The organism is Pseudoalteromonas rhizosphaerae (genome assembly GCF_028885455.1).
In the GTDB taxonomy this organism is placed as follows: Bacteria; Pseudomonadota; Gammaproteobacteria; order Enterobacterales; family Alteromonadaceae; genus Pseudoalteromonas; species Pseudoalteromonas rhizosphaerae.
Window position 1 is genome coordinate 288,111 of record NZ_CP118496.1, and the last position, 23,069, is coordinate 311,179.

23 protein-coding genes are annotated in these 23,069 nt (G+C 40.3%); 16 read left to right on the top strand and 7 right to left on the bottom strand.

Annotated features, from left to right (window positions below):
* The first annotated feature begins 89 nt into the window (after positions 1 to 89).
* Together PVK79_RS01360 and PVK79_RS01365 are read left to right on the top strand one after the other, a co-directional pair.
* Complete coding sequence (locus tag PVK79_RS01360) at positions 90 to 557, top strand: DUF3015 family protein (RefSeq protein WP_182731929.1); 468 nt, start codon at positions 90 to 92, stop codon at positions 555 to 557.
* 127 nt (positions 558 to 684) lie between these two features.
* The gene (locus PVK79_RS01365; RefSeq protein ID WP_257325169.1) at positions 685 to 2,406 is read left to right on the top strand and encodes an Lnb N-terminal periplasmic domain-containing protein; all 1,722 of its coding nucleotides are present in this window, start codon (positions 685 to 687) and stop codon (positions 2,404 to 2,406) included.
* A gap of 30 nt (positions 2,407 to 2,436) precedes the next feature.
* Here PVK79_RS01365 and tusA read toward each other — a convergent pair whose 3' ends face one another.
* The 3 genes from tusA to fadB all read right to left on the bottom strand — a co-directional run bounded on the left by tusA (position 2,437) and on the right by fadB (position 6,210).
* A complete protein-coding gene (gene tusA / locus PVK79_RS01370) occupies positions 2,437 to 2,676 on the bottom strand; it encodes a sulfurtransferase TusA (RefSeq protein ID WP_182731931.1) in 240 nt (79 codons plus the stop codon).
* 200 nt (positions 2,677 to 2,876) lie between these two features.
* A complete protein-coding gene (fadA, locus tag PVK79_RS01375) occupies positions 2,877 to 4,046 on the bottom strand; it encodes an acetyl-CoA C-acyltransferase FadA (protein WP_145241734.1) in 1,170 nt (389 codons plus the stop codon).
* Between the two features lie 4 nt (positions 4,047 to 4,050).
* Positions 4,051 to 6,210 carry a fatty acid oxidation complex subunit alpha FadB gene (gene fadB / locus PVK79_RS01380; protein WP_145241736.1) on the bottom strand — a complete coding sequence of 720 codons (2,160 nt, stop codon included), beginning with the start codon at positions 6,208 to 6,210 and terminating at the stop codon, positions 4,051 to 4,053.
* Positions 6,211 to 6,404: 194 nt separating this feature from the next.
* On the opposite strand from fadB, the gene PVK79_RS01385 reads away from it, so the two are divergent.
* The 14 genes from PVK79_RS01385 to PVK79_RS01450 all read left to right on the top strand — a co-directional run bounded on the left by PVK79_RS01385 (position 6,405) and on the right by PVK79_RS01450 (position 17,008).
* Positions 6,405 to 8,291 (top strand): transglycosylase SLT domain-containing protein, encoded by a 1,887-nt coding sequence (locus PVK79_RS01385; RefSeq protein ID WP_257325170.1) that lies wholly within the window; start codon positions 6,405 to 6,407, stop codon positions 8,289 to 8,291.
* 88 nt (positions 8,292 to 8,379) lie between these two features.
* Positions 8,380 to 9,702 carry a Xaa-Pro dipeptidase gene (pepQ, locus tag PVK79_RS01390; protein WP_145241740.1) on the top strand — a complete coding sequence of 441 codons (1,323 nt, stop codon included), beginning with the start codon at positions 8,380 to 8,382 and terminating at the stop codon, positions 9,700 to 9,702.
* 68 nt (positions 9,703 to 9,770) lie between these two features.
* Positions 9,771 to 10,385 carry a YigZ family protein gene (locus PVK79_RS01395; protein ID WP_149983180.1) on the top strand — a complete coding sequence of 205 codons (615 nt, stop codon included), beginning with the start codon at positions 9,771 to 9,773 and terminating at the stop codon, positions 10,383 to 10,385.
* A 51-nt stretch (positions 10,386 to 10,436) separates the two neighbouring features.
* Positions 10,437 to 11,888 (top strand): TrkH family potassium uptake protein, encoded by a 1,452-nt coding sequence (locus PVK79_RS01400; protein WP_145241744.1) that lies wholly within the window; start codon positions 10,437 to 10,439, stop codon positions 11,886 to 11,888.
* A gap of 50 nt (positions 11,889 to 11,938) precedes the next feature.
* Positions 11,939 to 12,619, top strand: a complete 681-nt coding sequence (locus PVK79_RS01405; protein WP_149983181.1) for a flagellar brake domain-containing protein — start codon at positions 11,939 to 11,941, stop codon at positions 12,617 to 12,619.
* 452 nt (positions 12,620 to 13,071) lie between these two features.
* On the top strand, positions 13,072 to 13,284 hold the full coding sequence (locus PVK79_RS01410) for an EF-hand domain-containing protein (protein ID WP_145241748.1): 213 nt from the start codon (positions 13,072 to 13,074) through the stop codon (positions 13,282 to 13,284).
* Positions 13,285 to 13,361: 77 nt separating this feature from the next.
* The gene (locus tag PVK79_RS01415) at positions 13,362 to 13,580 is read left to right on the top strand and encodes an EF-hand domain-containing protein (protein WP_145241750.1); all 219 of its coding nucleotides are present in this window, start codon (positions 13,362 to 13,364) and stop codon (positions 13,578 to 13,580) included.
* Between the two features lie 148 nt (positions 13,581 to 13,728).
* The gene (locus tag PVK79_RS01420) at positions 13,729 to 13,941 is read left to right on the top strand and encodes an EF-hand domain-containing protein (RefSeq protein WP_145241754.1); all 213 of its coding nucleotides are present in this window, start codon (positions 13,729 to 13,731) and stop codon (positions 13,939 to 13,941) included.
* Between the two features lie 182 nt (positions 13,942 to 14,123).
* A complete protein-coding gene (locus PVK79_RS01425; protein ID WP_182731933.1) occupies positions 14,124 to 14,717 on the top strand; it encodes a DUF998 domain-containing protein in 594 nt (197 codons plus the stop codon).
* A gap of 88 nt (positions 14,718 to 14,805) precedes the next feature.
* Positions 14,806 to 15,225 (top strand): GNAT family N-acetyltransferase, encoded by a 420-nt coding sequence (locus tag PVK79_RS01430; protein ID WP_257325171.1) that lies wholly within the window; start codon positions 14,806 to 14,808, stop codon positions 15,223 to 15,225.
* 14 nt (positions 15,226 to 15,239) lie between these two features.
* Complete coding sequence (locus tag PVK79_RS01435) at positions 15,240 to 15,710, top strand: OsmC family protein (protein WP_182718499.1); 471 nt, start codon at positions 15,240 to 15,242, stop codon at positions 15,708 to 15,710.
* A 505-nt stretch (positions 15,711 to 16,215) separates the two neighbouring features.
* On the top strand, positions 16,216 to 16,428 hold the full coding sequence (locus PVK79_RS01440) for an EF-hand domain-containing protein (RefSeq protein WP_145241758.1): 213 nt from the start codon (positions 16,216 to 16,218) through the stop codon (positions 16,426 to 16,428).
* An 84-nt stretch (positions 16,429 to 16,512) separates the two neighbouring features.
* The gene (locus PVK79_RS01445; protein WP_145241760.1) at positions 16,513 to 16,725 is read left to right on the top strand and encodes an EF-hand domain-containing protein; all 213 of its coding nucleotides are present in this window, start codon (positions 16,513 to 16,515) and stop codon (positions 16,723 to 16,725) included.
* A 67-nt stretch (positions 16,726 to 16,792) separates the two neighbouring features.
* Positions 16,793 to 17,008: an EF-hand domain-containing protein gene (locus PVK79_RS01450; RefSeq protein WP_145241762.1), complete on the top strand. Its 216-nt coding sequence runs from the start codon at positions 16,793 to 16,795 to the stop codon at positions 17,006 to 17,008.
* A gap of 70 nt (positions 17,009 to 17,078) precedes the next feature.
* Here PVK79_RS01450 and PVK79_RS01455 read toward each other — a convergent pair whose 3' ends face one another.
* From PVK79_RS01455 to fmt, 4 genes are all read right to left on the bottom strand, one after another.
* A complete protein-coding gene (locus tag PVK79_RS01455; protein ID WP_257325172.1) occupies positions 17,079 to 19,229 on the bottom strand; it encodes a TonB-dependent siderophore receptor in 2,151 nt (716 codons plus the stop codon).
* A 198-nt stretch (positions 19,230 to 19,427) separates the two neighbouring features.
* A complete protein-coding gene (gene trkA / locus PVK79_RS01460; RefSeq protein WP_064668279.1) occupies positions 19,428 to 20,804 on the bottom strand; it encodes a Trk system potassium transporter TrkA in 1,377 nt (458 codons plus the stop codon).
* 17 nt (positions 20,805 to 20,821) lie between these two features.
* Positions 20,822 to 22,111: a 16S rRNA (cytosine(967)-C(5))-methyltransferase RsmB gene (gene rsmB, locus PVK79_RS01465; protein WP_145241763.1), complete on the bottom strand. Its 1,290-nt coding sequence runs from the start codon at positions 22,109 to 22,111 to the stop codon at positions 20,822 to 20,824.
* Positions 22,104 to 23,057 (bottom strand): methionyl-tRNA formyltransferase, encoded by a 954-nt coding sequence (fmt, locus tag PVK79_RS01470; RefSeq protein WP_145241764.1) that lies wholly within the window; start codon positions 23,055 to 23,057, stop codon positions 22,104 to 22,106. Before fmt ends, rsmB begins: the two co-directional genes overlap by 8 nt.
* Between the last annotated feature and the right edge of the window lie 12 nt (positions 23,058 to 23,069).

Genomic DNA, 23,069 nt, shown 5'->3' on the forward strand with positions numbered 1-23,069 from the left:
AAATAATTTAAAACCTCTAAAGCGCCAAATATAATCATAATATACTTGGATCGTTAATATGAATAAAAAAAATTAAAATAGGATTACAGATGTTAAAAACTACAGTAACAGCAGTTGTTTTAGCGGGGGCTTTTATAGCCGCTCCATTACAGGCTAAAGAGGGTCTTAACCCTTGGCAGGATTGTGGTATCGGCGCAATGGTATTTCCAGAGAATGGAACCGCAGCAGCAATTTCAAATATTATTTGGGATTTAGGTACTACAGCAGTATCTTCAAATATATCATCTGTTGGTAGCTGTGAAGGCGCAGGTGCAAAAACAGCTCTATTTATTCAACAAACATTCCCTGTACTTGAGCAAGAAATTGCTGAAGGTGAAGGTGAGTATGTTACTGCAATGCTAAATGTACGTGGTTGTGACGCTAGTTCTCATGGTCAAATTGTAAATGCTATCCGTAACGATTTTGCGACTAAACCTGCTCAAAATCCTCAAGCATTATATGCAATTGTTGAAAGCAAAGTGACTACACAGTTTGCAGCTACTTGCCCAGTTATTTAACTGTTAATAGAGTAGGTGTCAGCACCTACTCATACTTATGACTACAATCAAATACTTACCAGCACTAGCACTGTTTGCTACGTTTTCATCTTATTCATCTAGCTCACTTTCCGAGCATCCAACCTGGTTGAAATTAGGGCATTATAAAAACGCATCATCTCCTCAAAGTTATATTGAGAGTGATTCATTTTTTATCTCAAAAAATGGCAAAAATAACCCTTCATCCGAGTTAAAAGCAACGATTGATGCATTTAATAAAGACGCACAAATGCAATGCAAGTATCCTGCTAGATATCAGTGGTTACTATCACAAGGGCTTGAATTCTCAGAGCCAAAGGTTGAATGCACCGAACTTATAGAGTGGAGAGATAAACAACCTATTCACTCTGTAAGTTTAGTCTTTGCTTCAGGGTATATGAGTAATCCGGCTTCGCTTTATGGCCATATGCTTTTAAAGCTAAATAGATCAACGCCAGAGCACAATAAGTTACTAGATTACAGCTTAAATTATGGGGCACTAGTTCCTGATAATGAAAACGGTTTGGTCTATATTACGAAAGGGTTATTTGGCGGTTACGAGGCTGGTTTTTCTGATCAACTATTTTACCGTCATCAACATAACTATGGTGAAATAGAGCTGAGAGATATATGGGAATATAAGCTTAACTTTAGCCAAGAAGACGTCCTCTTTTTAACTAATCATTTATGGGAAATTATGGGGGCTAAGTATTCTTACTATTTTGCGGATGAAAACTGTGCATTTCATATCGCAAGGGTTGTTGAATTAATTATAGGGGAGCAGTTAACGAATGAGCTTTCGCCTTGGGTTATTCCTGCGACTATTTTTTCTCGCTTAAATAGTGCTCAATATAATAACGAAAAGCTAGTAAAGCAGATTGAGTTTACTCCTTCAAGAAGTAGTGTTTTTAATCAATATGAAAACAATCTTTCAGTAAAAGACTCTAAGCTGGCTTTAGCTATTTATCATTCGCAAAATATACTTTTTGAGCTGACATTTACAAATCTAGATGTGGTAACTAAAAAACGAATTATTGAAACTCTTTTTGAGTTTGTTCAGTTGCAGCAAATAAAAAAATATGATGTTGAACACATTGAAAAGTTAAAAAAAGCTCTTATTAAAGCTCGTTTAGTCCTACCTCCAGGTAAAGAAACCTCTTTTATTAATTATGATAAATATGCACCGCATTCAGCTCAGAAACCCTCAAATATATCTATTTCTTCGACTGTGTATAAAAATGAACAAAGCCTAAATTTAGGTTTCAGATTGAGTTATTTTGATTCATTAGCTTCTGATATTGCCAGAGTTCCTTACTCTAATTTAGAGATGTTGGATGTTGAGGTTGCTTTATTTGATTCGCAGTTATATCTAGAAAAATTACATCTTTTAGATCTAGAATCATTTAACCCAGCCTATAGTCAGTGGCCAAATGAAGGCGGTTGGGCATGGCAGATAAATGTAGGTTATGAAAGAAATCGCAGTCAGTGCTTTAGTTGCTCAAGTACATTTGCCATGGCAGGAGTTGGAAAGTCATGGTTATTAAATGCTAATCAGTCGCTAGTGTACGGTATGATTAATGGTTATGCTGGTGAATTACAAAGCACCCAACAATGGCTGGATACTTCAATAGAGCTAGGATTTTTAACGACTGTAACTTCTAATTTAAAACTAAGAACATCAATTGAGAAGTTTTATCACCAACAGTTAAGCGGTATTGCAACGAACATCGAGCTATCAGTGCCTATCAATCAAGATTTCGACATACGATTTGGTTATAAACATGCAACAGAGTTTCAGTGGCAGTTGAAATTAAACTTTTACTGGGATTAATGAATGTTTTAATTAGGGTTAATTATTGATTTATAGCCCTTTTTTAACTAAATATCGATACGGTATGGCATCTACTTCTTTTTCTAACAGTGTATGATCCATAAACATACAAAAGCTGGGGATATCACGGGTGGTTGATGGATCGTCGGCAATAATTAATAAAGTTTCGCCATTTTCCATTTTACGTACCGCGCTTCTGATCATCATTACAGGCTCCGGACAGCGTAGGCCAATGGCATCTAATTGGTGATCGGGATTCTCAAAACTCATTGCATAACCTTTACTGTTTATTTAGCGCTTAACGATTAATTTAAGGCTGCTAGTTTAACGACCTCAGCCTGATAAATAAAGTCACTTCACTTGTGCTTATAAAGCGACATAACTTAGCTGCAAAAAATTAATTATAAAAAAGCCGCGTTGATTTAATCAACGCGGCTTTTTATCACCAAGGTATTACTTAATACATTTTATTAATCTTGCACACGTTCAAATACAGTTGCGATGCCTTGGCCTAAACCAATACACATAGTTGCTAAACCATATTTTGCGTTTTTATCTTCCATTAAGTGAATAAGTGAGGTGCTGATACGTGAACCAGAACAACCTAAAGGATGACCCAGAGCAATAGCACCGCCGTTTAAATTCACTTTTTCATCAACTACATCAGCAAGACCTAGGTCTTTTAATACTGGTAGTGACTGTGCTGCGAATGCTTCGTTAAGCTCAGCAACATCGATATCATCAATAGTGATACCGGCTTGTGCTAATGCTTTTTTACTTGCTGGTACTGGGCCGTAACCCATGATTGATGGATCGCAACCTGCAACCGCCATGGCTTTAACACGTGCACGAATTGGTAAGCCTAAAGCTTTGGCTTTTTCTTCGCTCATTACTAACATAGCAGATGCGCCGTCAGAAAGAGCTGAAGACGTACCGGCAGTGACTGAGCCTGATGCAGGGTTAAATACTGGGCGAAGCTGTGATAAGCCTTCTACCGTTGTTTCTGGACGAATTACTTCGTCATCTTCAACTAAAATCAGTGAACCATCTGCGTCATGACCTTCCATTGCGAGGATTTCGCGGCGGAAACGTCCTTCAACCGTTGCTGCATGAGCTCGTTGATGTGAGCGGTATGCAAATTGGTCTTGCTGCTCACGGGTAATACCGTGAATAGTTGCAAGGTACTCTGCGGTTAAGCCCATTGAGCCAGATGCTTGTGCAATTGAAGTTGCTAAGCCTGGGTGAAAGTCGTTACCGTGGGTCATTGGCACATGACCCATGTGCTCAACACCACCAATGATGTAGGTATCACCAGCGCCAGTCATGATTGCGCGAGCAGCATCGTGTAATGCTTGCATTGATGATCCACATAAGCGGTTTACTGTTACCGCTGGCACTGTGTGAGGAATGCCGGCAAGTAATGCGGCATTACGAGCAACGTTAAAACCTTGCTCTAAAGTTTGTTGTACACAACCCCAATAGATATCGTCAATCGATGCTGGATCAACGGCTGGGTTGCGATCAAGTAAGCCCTTCATTAGGTGGGCGCTTAAATCTTCTGCACGCTTATGTTTAAATACACCGTTTTTTGAACGGCCCATTGGCGTGCGGATACAATCTACAATTACTGGAGTATTCATGGTCTTATCCTTCCACCTTATAGAAAATACGGCCTTCTTCAGCCCATTTGCGAGTTTGTTCAGATACTTGGTAAATCGCACCTAGATGAGCGTATTTGTCAGCTGTTGCAACAAAGTTAGCTAGTCCAGTTTGATCTAAGTAACGGAACGCGCCGCCTCTAAATGGAGGGAAACCAATACCGTAAATAAGTGCCATATCAGCTTCTTGTGGAGAAGCAACAATGTTTTCTTGTAAACACAGTAGCACTTCGTTGATCATAGGTATCATACAACGGTCGATAATTTCTTGTTTATCAAACTCTTTCGGTGCATCAGTGATTGCACTAAGTAGCTCAACTGCTTGTGGATCTTGAGCTTTTTTCAAGCGACCGCGACGATCCGGAGCATACTGGTAGAAACCCGCTTTGTTCTTTTGACCAAAACGCTTTTCGTTAGCGAATATTGTTACCGGATCTTTTTCGGCACGTGACATGCGCTCAGGGAAACCATCTGCCATCACGCCAGTACAGTGGTAAGCCGTATCAATACCGACAACATCAAGTAAGTATGCAGGACCCATAGGCCAGCCAAATACGTTTTCCATTACTTTATCTACTTTGGCAAAATCAGCGCCTTCAACAACTAACTTACTAAAGCCGGCAAAGTATGGGAATAATACACGGTTTACAAAGAATCCTGGGCAATCGTTAACAACGATAGGTGATTTACCTAACTTTAAGGCGTAATCAACAACGGCGTTAATCGTTTGCTCTGAAGTTTTCTCACCGCGAATAATTTCTACCAGTGGCATTTTTGGCACTGGGTTAAAGAAGTGCATACCACAGAAATTTTCAGGTTTTTCAAGAGCTGTGGCTAATTCATCAATACGAATAGTTGATGTGTTAGACGTTAAGATAGTACCTGCAGGCATGTCTTTTTCAAGACCTGCTAAAACGGCTTGTTTAACTTTAGGGTTTTCAACAACTGCTTCAACAATGATATCAGCGCTTTGTAAATCGCTATCATTAAGAGTTGGTTTGATTTTACCTAACGTTGCTACCATTTTGTCCATCGCCATATGGCCGCGTTGAACTTTTTGACCTAATAGCTTAGATGCTTCACCCATACCTAAATCAAGCGCATCCTGTTGGATGTCTTTCATTATAATAGGTGTTCCTTTATAAGCTGACTGGTAAGCGATACCGCCACCCATAATACCAGCACCAAGTACTGCAGCTTGTTTAATTACTACATCACTGGTTTTAGCTTGTTTGCGCGCTTTCCCCTTGATGTATTGATCTGCTAAGAAAATACCCGTTTGGGCTGCGGCTTCTGGAGTGCGTGCTAATTTAGCAAAGTTGGCATTTTCAATCGCCATTGCTTCATCACGAGTACAGTTTGCTGCTGCTTTAATAGTACGAACTGCCATAATAGGAGCAGGATAGTGGCCTTTGGTTTTACCCATTACCATACCTTCTGCCATTGCAAAGCTCATACCTTGCTCAACACGGTTCAATTTAAGTGGTTGTAATTTTACTTGTCGCTTAGCTTGCCAATCTAGTTTTCCAGAGATTGCTAATTCAAGCGTTGAAATTCCTGACTCTATAAGTTTGTCAGTACTAACTACCGCATCAACTGCACCTACTTTTAAAGCATCAGCTGCGCGGTTTTCGGCACCAGAGGTGATCCAAAGCATCGCATTATCAGCACCAACAATACGTGGTAAGCGAACTGTACCGCCAAATCCAGGCATGATGCCAAGTTTTACTTCTGGTAGACCAATTTTAGCATCAGTGCTAGCAACACGATAATCGGTAGCAAGTACCCACTCACAACCACCACCAAGTGCTAAGCCATTGATAGCGCTTAAAGTTGGGAATGGTAAATCTTCTAGCGCGTCAAAAACATCAGTGGCATCTTTGATCCACGTTACTAATTCAGCTTCTGGTTTAGTAAAGGTAGGTAAAAATTCGAAAATATCGGCACCAATAATAAAGTGTTCTTTATCACTGGTAAAAATCATGCCTTTGATATCGCTGTTTGCGGCTAATTCTTTTAATGCAGAGGCGCAATCTTTCAAGGTTTGCTGAGACAAAGTGTTTACAGAACCTGCAACACAAAATTTGAACTCGGCGATATTATCCTTGATGAAAGCAACTTCAAAGGAATCGCTTTTATATAACATTATTATTCTCCCTAGTTAGTGAACTAAGACTGGTACGATGAGTTTGCATTTCAATCAGTGTGCTTGCTTTAAATTAAAAATGCAACGAAAAATTTACTGTGGTGTCTTACTACTGGTTAAAATATAGCTTGTTTGGTGCTAAGGTGTAGGCGAAGTGTTTGTCTTTTATTTACCTTTGAATATTTAAGGTCATCATGAAAAAACAATTTTTAAGTGTAACGGCAGCAGCATTATTATTTCCTTTATTTTCTGCCTACGCTAATACTGAACATGACGCATTTTTAGATGCTGAAAGAAAAGTTAAATATGCTAGTTATCAGGAGTTTAAAGAAATTACAGCACAGCTAGACCATCCATTAAAGCCTTATGTGGAACAAGTCTATTGGCAGCGCCATCCCGATATTGAGCACCAATCTGAAATAGAGCGTTATTTAACTATTTACCAAAGTACGCCTTTAGAGTGGCCGGTGCGCAAAGCATGGCTGCAGAATTTGCAAAAGCAAAACCGCAAAGCCGCTTTTATTAATAATTATCGTGAGACTACAAATACTGAACTGACTTGCACTTACCTGCAGTATCAGCTTGATTTAGGGGCACCAGAACAAGCGATAATGAGACAAGTAACAAATTTATGGACTGTTGGGAAATCACAGCCTGAAGAATGTGACCTATTATTTAGTACTTGGCGTAAAAAAGGTTATATGAGCCAAGAGCAAATATGGCAACGTATTACGTTATCAGCACAAGGTGGTTCGCAAAGTTTATTGCCATACTTAAAAACTTTATTACCAAAAAATGAGCAATACTTGGCTGACTTTTATCGAAAAGTTCGCAGCGATCCCAGTGCAGTTGCAGGAATGTATCGTTACAAGCATAAAACAGTTAAGGAAAGCGAAATTGCACACTATGGAATTAAACGCTTAATTTGGCGAGATAAAACCTTAGCGCTCAAGGCGTGGGAAAAGTTAGACAAAATGTTTAACTATTCTGACGAGAAAAAGGCTGATGTGTATTATAGTTTTGCTTTAGCGTTGGCATCAAGAGGTCATCCTGAGGCACGTTTCTGGTTGAGTAAAGTGCCCAAAGATCGTCAAGATCGTAAATTAATGCAATGGCAGTTAGGCAATATGCTGAAAACTCAGGATTGGTCGGGCATCGTAGCGTTTTTTACAGGTAAAGAAAATCTCAGTCTGGGTCAGCAATATTGGTTAGCCTACAGTTTAGCTCAACGAGGTGATACACAGCGTGCTAAAGCTATTTGGCAAATAGTCGCAAAAGAGCGTGATTATTATGGCTTTTTGGCTGCCGCGCGGTTGGGGTTACCTATTGAGCTCAATAATCAACCATTGTTAGTGAGCGATAAATTAATGCATGAGGTCGCTAATGCCCCAGGTTTTAAACGTGCTAAAGCGATGTATGAACTTGAGCGGTTTACTTCGGCTCGTCGCGAATGGAATTATTTAACAAGCACTTCTAGCGATGGAGAAAAGCTCGCGGCTTCAAAACTCGCAGCAGAATTAGATTGGTACGACAGTACTATTTATACTTTAGCGCAAATTAAGGCATGGGATTATGTAGAGTTACGTTTCCCATTTGCTTTTCAAGATTTATTTGAGCGTTATAGTAAACGTAATCATATAGATGTTACTTGGAGCATTGCTATTTCGCGCCGTGAAAGTTCTTTTGCACCTGATGCGCGTTCTCACGCCAATGCGCGTGGTTTAATGCAGTTACTACCAAGTACAGCGAAGTATGTCAATAAAAGTACTGTTTCAGGAAGTCGCTTAAATCAGCCGAAAACAAATATACGTTTAGGCACAGAGTATTTAGAATATTTAAAAAACAAAAACCATGGCAACGAAATATTAGCAACTGCCTCGTATAACGCTGGTTACCATAGAATCAAAAAGTGGTTACCAAATGAAGCTATGCCTGCTGAATTATGGATTGAGCTTATCCCGTACCGTGAAACTCGGGAGTACGTAAAAAATGTGTTTGCTTATCGTCAGGTTTATCACACGCGTTTAGGGCGCGAAGGAAACATACTGGCACCAATATTGGATATGAAGATGGGTGGCTAAGGCACAAGTGCTTTAGCGCATCTGCATTGGGGTTAAACAGGGTCTATGTTAGACTTAAAATAAGTTAAATTTAACAGATGGGTTTTCTATGGATAAATTAGCCGTTTTATACGCCGAACATATTGCAACACTGCAGCAGCGTACTCGTACTATTATTGAGCGTGAAGGATTAGAAGGTTTAGTGATCCATTCAGGACAAGCTAAACGTCAGTTTTTAGACGATATGTATTATCCGTTTAAAGTCAACCCGCATTTCAAAGCTTGGTTACCGGTCATCGATAATCCACACTGTTGGATTGTTGTGAATGGCAGTGATAAACCAAAACTGATTTTTTATCGCCCTGTCGATTTTTGGCACAAAGTACCAGATGAGCCACGAGATTTTTGGGCTGATTACTTTGATATCGAGCTATTATTACAGCCTGATCAAGTTGAAAAACTATTACCATACGATAAGGCGAAGTACGCTTATATCGGTGAATACCTAGAAGTAGCTCAAGCGCTAGGCTTTAGCATTATGAACCCAGAGCCGGTGCTCAATTACTTTAATTACCACCGTGCTTATAAAACTCAATACGAACTTGAATGCTTACGCCAAGCTAATCGTATTGCGGTTGATGGCCACAAAGCTGCGCGTGATACCTTTTTTAACGGTGGCTCTGAATTTGATATTCAGCAAGCGTATTTAATGGCCACTCGCCAAAGCGAAAACGAAATGCCGTATGGCAATATTGTTGCGCTTAACGAAAATTGCGCTATTTTGCACTACACTCATTTTGAGCCTCAAGCCCCAAAAGCACATCATTCGTTCTTAATTGATGCTGGCGCTAATTTTAATGGCTATGCTGCAGATATAACTCGTACTTATGATTTTAAAAAGTCGGGCGAGTTTGCCGAATTAATTGCCGCAATGACACAGCATCAAATTGCATTGGGTAAAGCACTGAAACCAGGTTTGTTATACGGTGAACTGCACTTAGATTGCCATCAACGTATTGCTCAGGTGCTTAGTGATTTTAATATTGTTAAGTTACCAGCCACTGAGATCGTTGAGCGCGGTATTACGTCGACTTTCTTTCCGCATGGGCTTGGCCATCATCTTGGTTTACAAGTGCACGATATGGGTGGTTTTATGGCTGATGAAAAGGGTACACATCAAGCGCCACCAGAAGGTCATCCATTCTTGCGTTGTACGCGCTTGATTGAGAAAAACCAAGTATTCACGATTGAACCTGGTTTGTACTTTATCGATTCATTACTTGGTGATTTAACGCAAACAGACAACAAGCAGTTTATTAACTGGGAAAAGGTTGAAGCGTTTAAACCATTTGGCGGTATTCGCATCGAGGACAACATTATTGTTCATGAAGATAGCTTAGAAAATATGACCCGTGATTTAGCATTAGATTAATCATCCGGTGTTAAAAGTTGGGGCCATATGGCCCCATTTTTTGCTTCATTATTTGGGTTTATCAAAGAATGTCAGAATATAAGTACCCAGCAGCAACCGTTTTTCATCAAGAAGAAATAAAAAAAAGCACCTTTATTGTGCATATTGCTCATACGCCAGATTTAGCCTCGGCAAAAGCGTTTATCCGTGAGATTGAAAGTAAATATAGCGATGCTCGTCATAACTGTTGGGCGCATGTTGCAGGTAATCCTGGTGGTAGTCATGTTTATGGTTTCTCTGATGATGGTGAACCAAATGGTACTGCAGGCAAACCTATGCTTAATGTATTAATGGGATCTGGGCTTGGAGAAGTCACCGCGGTAGTTACTCGTTATTTTGGCGGTATAAAGCTGGGTACTGGCGGGTTAGTCAGAGCATATGGCGGCTCGCTAAATAATGCCTTGGCACATTTAACAACTACATTAAAAGTTCCTAGTGTTGAGCTGGTGGGCTGTAGTGATTACAGCGCGCAAGGAGCGATAGAGCAGTTACTAAAAACGCAATTTCAAGTACTTAACATAGAAAAGCAATTTACTGCTAATATAGAATGGGTTATTACTATAGATAGCCGCCAAGCCACACAAGCCATAAAAGATATTTATGATTTGAGCCATGGCGCGGTTGAGTTAAGTATTAAAGAGTAAGACAATAGCATTCACGCACTAATCATTACTTAATAAAAAAGCGATAGCTCAATGCAATTTCGTACCATCATAAAAATTCTCGGCCAACTGGTTGTACTGTTCAGTATCACTATGGTGCCGCCGGCAATTGTATCGCTCATTTATAAAGATGGTGGTGGCGTGCCATTTGTTCTCGCATTTATATTCAGTGTCATTATTGGTTTACTTGCATACTATCCAAATAGACGCGAGCAGGGAGATTTAAAAGCTCGCGAAGGTTTTTTAATTGTGGTGCTATTTTGGTTAGTTCTAGGGGCATTCGCATCTTTACCGCTGATTTTTTTACAAGAACCTAATTTATCATTAGCGGATGCGGTATTCGAAGCGTTTTCAGGGCTAACTACAACCGGTGCTACAGTGTTAACAGGCATTGAATATCTCCCTAAATCGGTATTGTTTTATCGCCAACAACTGCAATGGTTAGGCGGTATGGGGATAATCGTATTAGCGGTTGCAGTGCTACCCATGCTTGGCGTTGGTGGTATGCAGTTGTATCGAGCTGAAACTCCAGGGCCTGTAAAAGATTCCAAAATGACGCCACGTATTGCCGATACCGCAAAACATCTTTGGTATATTTATGTGTCGTTAACTATCGCGTGTACTTTAGCGTACTGGGCTGCCGGAATGAATTGGTTTGATGCTATTTGTCATTCATTTTCTACTGTTGCAATAGGCGGATTCTCTACTTACGATGCTTCTATGGGACATTTTGACAGTCCATTAATCAACTTTATTTGCGTGATATTTCTAATCATCGCTGCCGTTAATTTCACCTTGCATTACGCAGCTGTTTCGAGTCGAAATCTCAGAGTGTATATCCGCGACCCTGAGTTTAAAGTGTTTTTGTTTATTCAACTAGCGCTGGTGATAGTGTGTTTTACTGTACTGTCGTCCAATAACATATATGCAAACGGTGACGAAACGCTCGATCAGGCATTATTTCAAGCGGTATCAATTAGTACTACTGCGGGTTTTGCCACCGATAATTTTTCAGCATGGCCCTTATTCTTGCCTATTTTACTGATATTTTCGAGCTTTATTGGTGGTTGTGCAGGTTCCACTGGCGGCGGTATGAAAGTAGTCCGAGTGTTTTTACTTTATCTGCAAGGAATACGTGAGCTTAATCGGTTAGTGCATCCTCGTGCTATTTACTCTATTAAACTTGGTCGTAAGGCATTACCAGATAAAGTAGTTGAAGCCGTATGGGGATTTTTCTCTGCTTATGCGTTGGTATTTGTCATTATTATGTTAGCGTTAATGGGGACCGGTATGGATAACATAACGGCGTTCTCAGCCACCGCAGCTTGCTTAAATAACCTCGGCCCTGGTTTGGGGGATGTTGCGTCGCATTATGGCGCTATTAGTGATGGCGCTAAATGGCTATTAACCATTGCGATGGTGTTCGGGCGATTAGAGATATTCACCTTATTAGTGTTGTTTACACCGACCTTCTGGCGTGGTTAGTTTGTATAAAAGCGAGCACTTGTACAAGGTTATTTATAGTTGGAAAGGAAATGGCAAAAACAAGACAACAATTAAACTTAGAAAACCTTGCCTACATTAGTGCTGGTAGCATTGTTGATGTCGAAATATTAACACCCACAGCCAGTAAGCGAATTAAAACTGAATTTGTTGGTTTATTGCATGAGCGTTTTGTGATTTTAAATTATCCATCAGCCAAGCGCTTAAGTAACGCGGGTGAATATTTAAAAGATGGTGTTGTGGTGATCGTCAGAGCGGTGCTTGAAACCGGTGGCGGGCAAGTTATAGCATTTCGTCAGCAGGTTATGTCAGTGTCGTCGCACCCGGCACGGCTTATTTATTTAAATTTCCCAACTGAAGTGCAATTATTTAGTTTGCGATCACAAACTCGTATTCCCACATTATTAGCTGCAAAAATAAAGTTTAATGACGAACGCGAGATGCAAGGAGTTATTAAAGATATCTCAGTAACTGGGGTAATGTTTGATGTAAAAAGTAAAGCTGATCTCAGTGAATTAAAGAATACTCAGTGTCATATTATGCTCGATAAAAACAATAAAGGTGTTACTGAGTTTAGCGGACAAATATGCAGTGTTAAAAGCCATGCCACTAGCGCCCAGTTTGGTATTCAACTAACGGCAAGTGAAGACGAGATGAAAACTTTCATGAAAGACCACTTTATTGACCTTTCAGTGCTTGAGCCACTGGTATAAATTTGTGCATATTCGCTGTTTTGCGACAAAATAGCGGATATACCGTAACCCACCTTAAAGAACTCTAAATTTATTTTTATTGTTATTAATTATCAGCAACATAGATTTTTTATTTATTTCAGTTGCTAATTTTCAGCTGGTTAATTTCAGCGCCTGTCACTCTTCTTGCCTATAAAAATATAAATACGAACACTGTAAGTACGGATCTGTGTCTTTTCTATTAAACCTAATTAATTGATTTTTATAAACTATATTTTATAGGTGGTTTACGTGTTGCTAAAAAGCAACAAAAAACACCGTAAATAGCCAGTCAAAAGTAAATTTTATTTTTAATAATTTGATTTTAAACGTTTTTTTAAATGTGGCACCGAAGTTGTAATAGTCTAGTTGTACAGAACGAAAATGTGATTAGCACATCGTTCGAAACCATAAACATTGAAGGAATATTTATTATGAACACATTAAATAAAACGTTGGCACTTATTGCTCTAGCATCTTCTTCAGCCGCATTTGCTGCAACAGACTTTGACACATTAGATGTTGATGGTAATGGCGCAATTAGCCAAAGTGAAGCTTCAGTTGATGCTGAGCTTATGAGCCAATTTGCAGAGCTTGATACCGACGGTAACGGCGAACTTTCAAAAGCAGAGTTTTCAAAAGCTTAATGTCGCTTTTTGACAGGGAAAAATGAAAAGGACTTCGTAACACACTATTCATCATCTCAGGTGAAAGGAGATAACCAATGAACATACTAAATAAAGCGATAGTACTTATTGCATTAACCTCTTCATCAGCAGCATTTGCTTTTGAGGCGTTAGACTTCGATACCCTTGATGTTGATGAAAATGGTGTGATCAGTCAAGTTGAAGCCGCAGAAGATGCTGAGCTTTTAAATAGATTTGCAGAGCGTGATACTGACCAAAACGGTGAGTTATCAAAAGAAGAGTTTTCAAAAGCTTAATAATTTAATACTGAGTTTATCCTGAGTTGCCAAAGACAACCTAAGTGGGCAGGGAACCCATGATAAAGGATAACAAGGAAGACTTTACTCGCATTGAAAACCAGTATTGAGACAAATTTTTTGATAGTACATTGAAGGAATATTAATTATGAACACATTAAATAAAACATTAGCACTTATTGCACTGGCATCTTCATCAGCGGCGTTTGCTGCTACCGATTTTGATACGCTAGATGTTGATGGCAACGGCGCAATCAGCCAAAGTGAAGCATCGGTTGATGCTGAGCTTATGAGTAAATTTGCAGAGCTTGATACAGACGGTAACGGTGAGCTCTCAAAAGCTGAGTTCGCAAAGGCCTAATTATAGCTTCCGCCTACAAGGAATTTTAAAAGGACTTTTACATTGATTACGTTCAAAAGCAGCCAATACCCCCGGGCTGCTTTTTTTATGCCTGTGTGCTTCCTGTGCGGTTAAGTGCATTATTTACAACATAAATACATCAGCTTATTATCGTGGTATTAATTTATACATGGAAGTTGCTAATGTTAGAGATTATCAGTTTATATTCAGCACTAAGCGCGAGTATATGGATTGTTGCTGGGGTGTATATCGCTGGTAGGTGTTATCCAAACTATAGTCATGCAAAGCAATTTTGCAGCGAGCTCGGTGCTGCTGGCAGTCCCACGGAAAAACTATCCCCGCTTATTAATAACTATCCTCTTGGGTTACTATTTTGTTTATTTGGTTGGTATGTCGTACAGCTGGAAAATACCGCTATATTAATTATGTTGGTCGGTTGGCTTGTCATGATTCATGGTGTGGGTACCTGGATTGCCGGTTACTTCCCCATGGATGCGGATCCTAATACTAAAAACCCTACTTTGAGTTGCCAAATACATTCTTGGGCTGGCTTGGTAATGCTGCTGTCTTTGCTGATTGCGCCAATTTTTGTTGCTGTAAGTTCATATACCAGTATTTCATTTCGGCTTTTTTCAATTTTGTGTGTGTGTATTGCCTGTTACTTTTTAGTTTTGTTGACGCAAGCATTTAAGCAAAAAGGCAGTGTAGGCACTTATCAACGATTAGCTTATGGTGTGCAGTTGTTGTGGTTGAGTGCATTTTCGTTGGTGCTGTAATTTAATTTTAGATTTAAACAGTAAGTGTTGCTTTGTAAAACGCTTAAGCAAAGGTGAATTAGATATTGAATGACGGAGATTAGGCTTAGTGAAAAGTGTTAGCTATACCGTGGAACTTAGCTGTCCATCTTTAGAAGAATTTTGTTTATTAAGAGAGAAAGTCGGTTGGGGTAAAGTCAACGCTGATCTGGCGAATACTAGTTTAAACAACTCGTTATTTCATGTAGTGATCCGACAGGAGGGGCTACTTGTTGGTATGGGTAGTGTAATAGGTGATGGTGGTTTATTTTTTTATATCCAAGATGTTGTTGTCGATCCTGACTTTCAAAGGCAAGGTATTGGTGCGTTGATTATGGATAATATAGAAATGTATTTGGCTGGGGCAGCAAAAAAAGGTGCGACGATCGGACTGCTCTCAGCCAAAGGTAAAGAATCTTTTTATGCTCGTTACGGATATTTTAGTCGGCCGGATAAAATGCTAGGCTGTGGGATGTGTAAATTTACTTAGGATGAAAAATTTCAATGTCTGAATATGTAGCAAGTGTTGTGTGGTCTCGCCAAGCAGAAGAGTTGTTTATCGATAATAAATATAGCCGAGGTCACTTGTGGCAATTTGATGGTGGGGCAACTATTGCTGCATCCTCCTCACCGCATATCGTGCCACTGCCATATTCTGTGGCAGAAAGTGTCGACCCCGAAGAGGCATTTATTGCGTCATTGTCGAGCTGCCATATGTTATTTTTCTTATCTATTGCGGCAAAAAATAAGTTTATAGTTGATAGCTATCAAGATGATGCCGTTGGTTTGATGCAGCGCGCTAGTGATGGGCGTATGTCGATGACTCAAGTAACTTTAAAACCATGTGTGAAGTTTGCCGAAAATGAGCAACCTAGTGCAGAGCAATTAGAAGAAATGCATCACCAGGCTCATGAGTTATGTTTTATCGCCAATTCGGTGAAAACACATATTGTGATTGAAATTGTTGGTGCTTAATTAAATTGTAAGAATACCCAGAGCGTTAAAACTGCAATATCGTTGCTATTGTTTCGCATAATGGCAACAAAACACGAATTTTCATAAACTAACTGCGTTTTTATTTTTTACTTACCAAAATAAATTTAATTTCCCCTTACAATTCAGATTGTTAATTTATGAAAAAAATTTAATTTTTATCAGTTAAAGTTGCTGTTCAGTTGCGGTTAGGGTACTCATCTTTGAAAAAAACACTATTATCAGCATAGTTTATCGAGTTGTGTCATTTTTATAACTATTAACCATTTGATTTATATGGTTTTATAGGTTAACGCATAAATTTTGTTGCTAAACTGCAACAGAATAGTCCTTCTAAATTCCACGAAAACATCAAAATACAATGTAACTTCATGATTTTTAATGATAATAAATTGTTGGCACCGAAGTTGTAATACTCTAGTTGTCTTGAACGAAACGGTGATTATCACTTAAGTTCACAACCATAAACTTTGAAGGAATATTTATTATGAACACATTAAATAAAACATTAGCACTTATCGCATTAGCTTCTTCATCAGCAGCATTTGCAGGTACTGACTTTGACACCTTAGATGTTGATGGTAGCGGCACGATCAGCCAAAGCGAAGCGGCAGTTGATGCAAAATTAATGAGCCAGTTTGCTGAGTTAGATACTGATGGTAATGGTGAGCTTTCAAAAGCTGAGTTTTCTGAAGCGTAATCGCTTATTTTCATACAAGGATCTTTGCAAAGGACCTGCGCATTTGATTAAGCAAGCACACTAAATTTTGGAAGGAAGATAATTATGAACACACTAAATAAAACCTTAGCACTTATCGCGTTGGCATCATCATCAGCTGCTTTTGCAGCAACTGACTTCGATACTCTTGATGTTGATGGCAATGGTGTAATCAGCCAACAAGAAGCATCTGCTGATGCGACTATTTCAGCTAAGTTTGCTGAGCTTGATACTGACCAAAACGGTGAGTTATCAAAAGAAGAATTTTCAAAAGCGTAATTTCAGTTTCCACAAACAGGGATCTCTGAAAAGGATTTCTTTCTTTTAAATTATTAGGAATAACACTATGAAACATATTAATACAGCACTTGCTATTTTTGCCTTAGCGGCTTCATCAACTGCGTTTGCAGCAGTTAGTTTTGACACATTTGATACTGATGGAGACGGCGTGATTAGCCAAAAAGAAGCCTCTGTGAATGCACAGTTAGTTGAAATTTTTGCTGACTTAGATACAGATCAAAACGGTGAGCTATCGAAAGAAGAGTTTGCCAAAGTACAATAAACTGATAGAAATAACACTCCTACAAAAAAAGCAGCTTAGTTAAGCTGCTTTTTTTGGTTAACTTGAATGGTTATAAGCTGTAGTCAAACTGCAGGGAGAATTTTCGCGGGCTGCCGTAGCGATATTGGTTATAAAAACCAATTTGGTTGTAATAAGTTTTATCAAATAAGTTATCAATATTTACGCTAACAGACATTTGTGAGTTAATTTGATAACTACTCATAAGGCTTGCGATGCCATAACTTGATTGCTCTACTTCAACTTGACCGTGAACTGGGTTTTTTACTTCATCATAGCTGCGACTTTGCCAGCGATAACCGCCACCGACTTTCAACCCTGTTAACAGGTGATCTAATTTATAAGTGGTAAATAACTTAAATTGATTTTTTGGGTTTGTGGTATTGAGGATGTCACCTTCGGGCGTTTCACCTTCGCTATAAGTGTAGCCAAAATAGCCATTCCAACTATCAGTAAATGCACCATTAAGTTCAAACTCAAGCCCTTGGGTGACCGTACCATCAATTGGTTGATAAATTGCCTGAAGAGTGTCTGGAATTGTTTCGCCAGTGTATTCGCCCACATTGTCTTGCTGAATTTCAAAACCCGATAGTGCAATGTCTAAACGCTCGTCCAATAATGAGGCCTTGATACCTAGCTCATAATTTTGACCTTGAATTGGGTCAAGGTAATTACCATTTTTATCGACGCGGCTTTGCGGGGTAAATATATCGGTGTAGTTAGCATAAAGTGCCCAATTATCTGCCAAGCTATAAGTAGCACCTAAATAATTGGTCAGCTCGTTATCTAATTTATAATCATGTTGGCTGCCAAAGTTATCTTGATTTGTTTGCCATTGATTTAATCGGCTTCCTAAAACCAATGAGAGTGAATTTGTTAGATTAAGTTGTGAAGCAAAGTACAAAGCATTTTGCTCTGTTGTGCCATAAGAGCCAAAGGCGGGTGTAGCTTGCCAAGTTGGTTTTGGGTAGTCATAGTTTGGGGCTGTAAAATCGCCGATGATTTCTGCCTCTTCTTGCCCCGGGAAGTAGGGGGTTGTAAAGTCTTGCTCTTGGCTATTGTAACCAAACATGACTTGGTGGCTTTGATCTAACCAGTTAAATCTACCGGTAAGCTCTATCTCGTAGGTGCGCTGAATCCGCTTGGCATCAATATAATTTACTGAACCGGGCATCATGCCTATATTCGTTTGTGAGTCAGGGTTACCTGTCGCCCAAAAAACATCGTAATGTAGGTCATTATTACCATATATGTAGCTCGCGCTTAGCTGCCAATTAGCATTGAAGTAATGCTCAATACTCATAAAGCTATTGAGGGCATCAGTTGTTGAAGATGACCAATTTGGCGCTGTTGAAGTTTCTCGGTCATAGTTAGTACGGCTGCCATCGCTATAAAAAATAGGTAAACCGCCAGACATCGTGCCTTTAGGCGTTGTTTTTTGGTTATCAATAGCCACCGTTAATAGCGTGTTATCGGTTAAATCAGCTTCAACAATACCGTATAACGTGGTTTTATCTTGGCTGAACCTGTCTTGATATGATTGCTGATCTTGATAGGCGAGTACGGCACGCGCACGCACTGTTTCACTGCTATTTAAACTACCCGATGCATCAACCACACCACGATAGTTTTGCCAAGAACCAACCGTTGCAGAAATATTTACTTGGTTATGCACAGTAGGGCGCTTACGTATTAAGTTAATTGCTGCTGATGGATTACCTGCCCCCAGCATTAACCCTGTGGCACCACGGACAACTTCAATTCGCTCATAAATAGCAGTATCTGTTAAGTTATCGCCGTAATTAAATCGGGTATCATAAGTAGTTGCTATACCATCATATAAAATACTGGTAACGCTAATCCCTCGGGCTGAAATTGAATATTTACCGTTGTCGGCTTCTCTGGCGTTGATGCCGGTTACGCTGGTGATGGCTTCAATAGCGCTATTTAATTGTTGATCGGCCATAAATTCACTGGTGATAGCGATAACCGATTGCGGAGTTTGCAAGTGGCTGAGATCAAGCCCTGTTGCTGAGTTCATTGCACTGACTTTGTAGCCGCTATCTTGCTGGCCCACGATGGTTAGTTTTTCAATGTCGTTTTTAGCTTCGGCATTGGCATTAGCCGAGAGTCCACACACAAGAATACCAATAACACTGCAATATGTAACACAAAGAGGGGTGTTTAAAGTTGGGTGTATCATTTGAAGAAATCCATTTATATTAAAAAATGTGAAATTAACTTCTCACAGAAAGAGAAAACGCTTGATTATCAAACAGCGTGAGAGTAATGGATTTGGGTACAGAAGTAAATGCTTTTGAGATTGATTTTCATTTGCATGTTTTGAAGGTGAAATTCACCTTTCGATACAATTGCTTTGTGTCGAAAGGTGAGGAGTAATTTAGAGAAAGATAGCGCTAACTTGGAACAGTTTTTCAACTACGTTGATATGCTTTTTATCGATCAAGAACATAATGACGTGATCGCCTGAGTGAATTATCGTGTCGTCGTGGGCAATGAGTACATCATCATTACGGACAATCGCGCCAATCGTGGTACCTGCAGGCAGCTTAATATCAGCGATTGCACGGCCGACAACTTTAGAGGTATGTTCGTCGCCATGGGCCACCGCCTCAATGGCTTCTGCCGCGCCTTTACGTAATGAATACACATTAACAATATCACCGCGGCGAACATGGGTAAGCAGGGCGGAAATCGTTGCTTGTTGTGGTGATATGGCAATATCAATTTCGCCACCCTGCACTAAATCTACGTATGCACCACGCTGAATAAGCACCATGGTTTTTTGCGCACCCATGCGTTTAGCGAGCATGGCTGACATAATATTAGCTTCATCATCATTGGTTACCGCGATGAATACATCAACTTGTTCGATGTGTTCTTCTGATAACAACTCCTGATCTGACGCATCACCACAAAACACCACTGTATTATCAAGCATTTCTGATAACTGCTCAGCACGTTCTTTATTTCGTTCAAGCAATTTTACGCTATGATTCTTTTCCAGAGAGCGAGCAAGCCCAGCGCCAATATTACCGCCACCAGCAATCATAATTTTTTTGTATGAACGCTCTAATTTCTGTAGTTCATTCATTACTGCACGAATATGTTTGGTGGCAGCGAGGAAGAACACTTCATCATCCGCTTCAATTACTGTAGTACCCAGTGGTTTGATTGCTTTACCTTGGCGGTAAATCGCAGCAACACGAGTTTCAACATTAGGAATATGCTCTTTTAATGCTGACAATGCATAACCGACTAACAATCCGCCGTAGTAAGCTTTTACCGCCACCAGCGAGAGCATGCCATCGCCAAACTCTAAAACTTGTAACGCACCAGGATAATCAATCAAGCGACGAATATACTTAGTCACTAGTTGCTCTGGAGCAATATAGTGGTCAACAGGTAAATCATCGTTTTGAAAGAGCTTTTCGCGGTACTTTAAGTATTGCTCAGAACGGATCCGAGCAATTTTAGTCGGCGTATTAAAAATACTATACGCGACTTGGCAAGCGACCATGTTCACTTCATCTGAACTGGTTACTGCGATGATCATATCGGCGTCTTCCGCACCGGCGCGGCGTAATACATCAGGGTGGGCACTATGACCTGTAACACCCTGTAGATCGTATTTATCTTGTAACTCACGTAATCGGTTGCCATCAATATCAACAACCGTGATTTCGTTTTGTTCACCTACCAAGTTTTCAGCGAGTGTACCGCCTACTTGTCCTGCACCGAGTATGATTATTTTCATGGTTTACTAAAAGCTTCTTATGAGTGTGTTTTTATAAGCTTGGCATAATAAAATCCGTCACTCTCACCAGGCAGTAACTGCAGCCCAGGGTTGCTTGGGGTATCGTTATCATGTAGCGGGATATGTTCAACATCGTTATTATTTGCTAAAAATTTAGCGACTTGCTGTTGGTTCTCTTGTGGTAATACTGAGCAGGTTGCATAAATTAGCGTGCCGCCTGGTTTCAATAATGGCCAAATGCTATTGAGAATATCGCCTTGGAGTGTCGCCAGATCATTGATATCTGATGCACGACGTAGCCATTTGATATCTGGGTGACGACGAATTACACCCGTTGCAGAGCAAGGAACGTCTAATAGAATACGGTCAAACTGTTGCTCATCCCACCATTTGTGTGGTTGCGAAGCATCGGCACATTGTAAATCAGCGCCTAAGCCAATTCTTTCAAGGTTTTGCTTTACACGTTCAAGGCGGGTGGCATCGCTATCAAGTGCCAGTACATCAGCATCTGCGAGTTCTAGAATGTGACAGGTTTTACCACCGGGTGCTGCGCAGGCATCTAAAATATGCTCGTCAGCTTTTGGATCTAACAAGCGTGCTGCAAGCTGTGCTGCTGCATCTTGTACTGAACATGCGCCGGTGTCGAATTCAGGCAAGGAAAACACATCGCGCGGTTTATCCAGCTTAATACCATCAGGGAAATCAGGATTGAGTGTATGTTCAATGTCATTAGCAGTGAGCATTTCGCTATATTCAGCGGTGCTATATTGCGCTTGGTTAACACGCAACCACATTGGTGCTTGCTGCTGGTTCGCTTCTAGTAGAGCTTGCCAAGAGTCAGGGTAAGCTTCAGTTACTTGTTTGATAAACCAGTTTGGGTGGTTGTATAAACACACTGGTATTTGCTTGGCTTTTTCTTCAAGCTCTACTTGCTGGCGCTGAAAGCTGCGTAAAATAGCGTTGATCAAGCCTTTTAAACCCAATGCGCGCAGTTGTTCTAATGCATTAACCGTTTCGCTAATGGCTGCATGCGGTGGAACCCGCATATGTTGTAGTTGGTAAATGCCCACATACAGTAAGAACTGGAATATACGGCGCTTACCTTTAAGTGGCTGCTCAACTAAATGTTGACAATAATTTTCTAAACTTGGTAAATAACGCAGTACGCCGTAACAAATTTGCTGTAATAACGCTTTATCTTTAGGTGGTAAACCTTGGCTGGCAAAAGGCAGCTCTTGATTTAATGAGGCGCCTTTATCAACCACGTTATATAAAGTTTCGGCGGCAAGCGCCCTGACATTACTCATTGTGTTCGCCTATTCGTGTGCCAGGAGTTACCCAGTCTGCTCGACCATTTAAAAAGTCAGTAATGGCCATTGGCTTTTTACCTTGTGGTTGTACTTGAGTGATATTAAGTGCGTTAGTACCACAGGCAATCACAATACCGTGTTTATCGCTTTGTAATACCGTGCCTGCCGTGCCTTGCTGGTCAACAACATTAGCTTGATAAACTTTTACAGTGTGTTCACCCATTTGAGTAAAACAGACCGGCCATGGATTGAATGAGCGGATATTACGCTCTATTTGCGCTGCGTCCATCGACCAATCAATATTTGCTTCGTCTTTAGATAGCTTTTTAGCGTAATTGGCAAGCTCGTCATTTTGTACTTGCGGGGTAATTTCGCCATTAGCTAACTTAGTAATGGTGTCTATTAGTGCGCTTGGGCCTAAATCGGCAAGCTTAGCGTATAAACTTGCACTTGTTTCAGTGGCGGTAATAGGGCAGCGGCTAATATGCAGCATGTCGCCGGTATCTAGGCCTTCATCCATTTGCATTATGGTGACGCCAGTCTCTTCATCGCCCGCCCAGATAGCGCGTTGAATCGGCGCGGCACCACGCCAGCGCGGTAAAATTGAGCCGTGTACATTTAAACAACCAAGCCGTGGCGCCTCTAAAATTGCTTTTGGTAACAGTAATCCATAAGCGACCACGATCATAAGGTCAGCATTTAAGCTGCTTAGTTCAGCCAGAGCGTCGTCACTTTTTAATGAGGCAGGTTGAAACACTGCTAACTCATTGGCCAGTGCTAGCTCTTTCACTTCACTGGCTTTGAGTTTTTTACCGCGCCCTGCTGGACGGTCGGGTTGGCTATACACACCAACAATTTGATGCTCTGAGTCGATAAGAGCTTGTAAATGGCGCGCAGCAAAGTCTGGCGTACCGGCAAAAATAATGCGTAATGGTTGTGTCACTGAACTTCCTAA

Coding starts and splice junctions, on each gene's coding strand:
- PVK79_RS01360 (WP_182731929.1), top strand. CDS start 90: ATGTTAAAAACTACAGTAACAGCAGTTGTTTTAGCGGGGGCTTTTATA.
- tusA (WP_182731931.1), bottom strand. CDS start 2,676: ATGAGTTTTGAGAATCCCGATCACCAATTAGATGCCATTGGCCTACGC.
- fadA (WP_145241734.1), bottom strand. CDS start 4,046: ATGAATACTCCAGTAATTGTAGATTGTATCCGCACGCCAATGGGCCGT.
- fadB (WP_145241736.1), bottom strand. CDS start 6,210: ATGTTATATAAAAGCGATTCCTTTGAAGTTGCTTTCATCAAGGATAAT.
- PVK79_RS01385 (WP_257325170.1), top strand. CDS start 6,405: ATGAAAAAACAATTTTTAAGTGTAACGGCAGCAGCATTATTATTTCCT.
- pepQ (WP_145241740.1), top strand. CDS start 8,380: ATGGATAAATTAGCCGTTTTATACGCCGAACATATTGCAACACTGCAG.
- PVK79_RS01395 (WP_149983180.1), top strand. CDS start 9,771: ATGTCAGAATATAAGTACCCAGCAGCAACCGTTTTTCATCAAGAAGAA.
- PVK79_RS01400 (WP_145241744.1), top strand. CDS start 10,437: ATGCAATTTCGTACCATCATAAAAATTCTCGGCCAACTGGTTGTACTG.
- PVK79_RS01405 (WP_149983181.1), top strand. CDS start 11,939: ATGGCAAAAACAAGACAACAATTAAACTTAGAAAACCTTGCCTACATT.
- PVK79_RS01410 (WP_145241748.1), top strand. CDS start 13,072: ATGAACACATTAAATAAAACGTTGGCACTTATTGCTCTAGCATCTTCT.
- PVK79_RS01415 (WP_145241750.1), top strand. CDS start 13,362: ATGAACATACTAAATAAAGCGATAGTACTTATTGCATTAACCTCTTCA.
- PVK79_RS01420 (WP_145241754.1), top strand. CDS start 13,729: ATGAACACATTAAATAAAACATTAGCACTTATTGCACTGGCATCTTCA.
- PVK79_RS01425 (WP_182731933.1), top strand. CDS start 14,124: ATGTTAGAGATTATCAGTTTATATTCAGCACTAAGCGCGAGTATATGG.
- PVK79_RS01435 (WP_182718499.1), top strand. CDS start 15,240: ATGTCTGAATATGTAGCAAGTGTTGTGTGGTCTCGCCAAGCAGAAGAG.
- PVK79_RS01440 (WP_145241758.1), top strand. CDS start 16,216: ATGAACACATTAAATAAAACATTAGCACTTATCGCATTAGCTTCTTCA.
- PVK79_RS01445 (WP_145241760.1), top strand. CDS start 16,513: ATGAACACACTAAATAAAACCTTAGCACTTATCGCGTTGGCATCATCA.
- PVK79_RS01450 (WP_145241762.1), top strand. CDS start 16,793: ATGAAACATATTAATACAGCACTTGCTATTTTTGCCTTAGCGGCTTCA.
- PVK79_RS01455 (WP_257325172.1), bottom strand. CDS start 19,229: ATGATACACCCAACTTTAAACACCCCTCTTTGTGTTACATATTGCAGT.
- trkA (WP_064668279.1), bottom strand. CDS start 20,804: ATGAAAATAATCATACTCGGTGCAGGACAAGTAGGCGGTACACTCGCT.
- rsmB (WP_145241763.1), bottom strand. CDS start 22,111: ATGAGTAATGTCAGGGCGCTTGCCGCCGAAACTTTATATAACGTGGTT.